We start from the raw sequence: 2,304 nt of genomic DNA on the forward strand, positions 1-2,304 counted from the left end.
GCATTGTGTTGGTGGCAGTCGGACTACTGCTCATCGTGCTGCTGATCCGTCGCTCGCGGCAGGACCGCAAGCCGTCCGACGACGGGCCGGGCATCCTGCCGGGCAACCCCGGCGGCACCACCTACCGCGCCGGGGGCGGGTTGCCGGCCGCGCCCGGTCGCCCCGGTCAGGTGTACGGCCAGCAGCCGCCGGCCGCCGGTTGGGGTGCGGTGCCCGCACCGCGTCCCGCTACCGGCGGCGTCTACGGTGCCCGGCCGGAGACCCCTGCCGCGCCCCCGGAGGCGACGCAGCCGATGCCGGGCCAGCCCGACGGTCGGCCGTTGCCCGGTGACCCGCCCACCGACGGCGGGGGCCACACCGTGTTCATACCCCGGCTCCCCGGCTGAGCGGAGTACGACCCGCCCCCTCCGTTAGGCTCAGGATCGGTGTCTAACCTGCGGCCAAGGAGTGGAACACGTGTCTGATCTGTCCCAGATCGTGAAGGCGTACGACGTCCGCGGGACGGTGCCGGACCAGTGGGACGAGCGGGTCGCCGAGGCACTGGGAGCCGCGTTCACCCAACTACTCAACTCCACCGACGAGCCGGGCGACGCAGTAGTCGTCGGGTACGACATGCGGGGCACCTCACCCGGCCTGGCCGCCGCCTTCGCCACCGGCGTACGCGCCGAGGGGCGTTCGGTGATCGAGATCGGTCTCGCCTCCACCGACCTGCTCTACTACGCGTCCGGCTCGCTCGACCTGCCCGGCGCGATGTTCACGGCCAGCCACAACCCCGCGCAGTACAACGGCATCAAGATGTGCCGCTCCGGTGCCCGCCCGATCGGCCAGGAGAGCGGTCTGGCCGAGATCCGGGACCGGGCCCAGGCCATGCTGGACTCGGGTGACGCCCGTCCCGCCGGTGCGCCCACCCGGCCCGCCGAGCGGCGCGACCTGCTTCCCGACTACGCCGGCTATCTGCGCAAGCTGGTCGACCTCTCGGGCATCCGCCCGTTGAAGGTGGTCGTCGACGCCGGCAACGGCATGGGTGGCTTCACCGTTCCGACAGTGCTGGGTGACGCCGCCCTGTCGCCGCTGCCGCTGGAGATCGTGCCGCTCTACTTCGAGCTGGACGGCACCTTCCCCAACCACGAGGCCAACCCACTGGACCCGGCGAACCTGGTCGACCTGCAGCGTGCGGTGGTCGAGCACGGGGCCGACATCGGCCTGGCCTTCGACGGCGACGCCGACCGGTGTTTCGTGATCGACGAGCGCGGCGAGCCGGTCTCACCGTCGGCGATCACCGCACTCGTCGCCGCCCGGGAGCTGGCCAAGCACCCCGGATCCACGGTGATCCACGGTCTGATCACCTCCAGCGCGGTCGCGGAGATCATCCGCGAGCACGGCGGGAAGCCGGTCGTCGCCCGGGTCGGGCACTCCTTCATCAAGGCGGAGATGGCCCGCACCAACGCCGTGTTCGGCGGCGAGCACTCCGCGCACTACTACTTCCGGGACTTCTGGTTCGCCGACACCGGCATGCTGGCGGCGATGCACACGTTGGCGGCGCTGGGCGAGCAGTCGTTGCCGCTGTCCGTGTTGGCCGGTGAGTACGAGCGCTATATCGCCTCCGGTGAGATCAACTCGACGGTGTCCGACCAGGCGGCTGCCGTGGCCGAGGTGCGCGCCGCGTACCCCGACGCGGTTGCCGACGAGATGGACGGGCTCACCCTGCGTTTCCCCGACGGCGCCTGGTTCAACCTGCGCGCCTCCAACACGGAGCCGCTGCTGCGGCTCAACGTCGAGGCGCCGACCCGGGATCGGATGGTCTCGCTCCGGGACGACGTGCTCGACCGCGTTCGCCGATAAGATCGCCTGCGCCGGTCGGCACCGCCGTCGGTGAAGCCGCACACGTGGAAGGAGCCGTGCCATGGCCCTGGATCCGCAGTTGCTCGAGATCCTTGCCTGTCCGGACACGCACCACGCCCCGCTCAGCTATGACGCCGAGGCGCAGACGTTGACCTGCACGGAGTGCGGTCGGATCTTCGAGGTCCGCGACGACGTGCCGGTGCTGCTGCTCGACGAGGCGCGCGGCGGCCCCGGGCAGCCCTCATGATCGACGGTACGGCCGGGGTCAGCGGACGCCGCGACGCCGACGAGGCCCTGCTCGACAACGCGCAGGCGTTGGCCGAGGCCGACCCGGGCGGCATGCTCCGGCACACGGCGTCGGCCGGCGCGCAGGTTCGGGAGAGCGCCGCGCTGGCGGCCGAGGCGAACCTTGCCGTGCTCGCCGACGACGGGCGGCCCCGAGCCGTCGTGATCGCCGGCATC

Annotated in this window: 2 protein-coding genes and 2 pseudogenes; all 4 read left to right on the forward strand. The window is 71.8% G+C overall.

All coding sequences use genetic code 11. The annotated features are described in order from the left end of the window. Nucleotides 1-386, forward strand: a pseudogene (locus KBX53_RS30105) (hypothetical protein); the annotation flags it as partial. Between the two features lie 70 nt (nucleotides 387-456). Then, nucleotides 457-1,842: a phosphomannomutase/phosphoglucomutase gene (locus KBX53_RS30110; protein WP_210863067.1), complete on the forward strand. Its 1,386-nt coding sequence runs from the start codon at nucleotides 457-459 to the stop codon at nucleotides 1,840-1,842. Nucleotides 1,843-1,903: 61 nt separating this feature from the next. Next, nucleotides 1,904-2,089, forward strand: coding sequence for a Trm112 family protein (locus tag KBX53_RS30115; RefSeq protein WP_030331539.1), 186 nt, complete (start codon nucleotides 1,904-1,906; stop codon nucleotides 2,087-2,089). Further along, a pseudogene (locus tag KBX53_RS30120) lies at nucleotides 2,086-2,304 on the forward strand (mannose-6-phosphate isomerase); the annotation flags it as partial. The gene KBX53_RS30115 and the pseudogene KBX53_RS30120, both read left to right, overlap by 4 nt.

The sequence above is a fragment of the Micromonospora sp. M51 genome, from assembly GCF_018070305.1.
Lineage (GTDB): Bacteria > Actinomycetota > Actinomycetes > Mycobacteriales > Micromonosporaceae > Micromonospora > Micromonospora parva.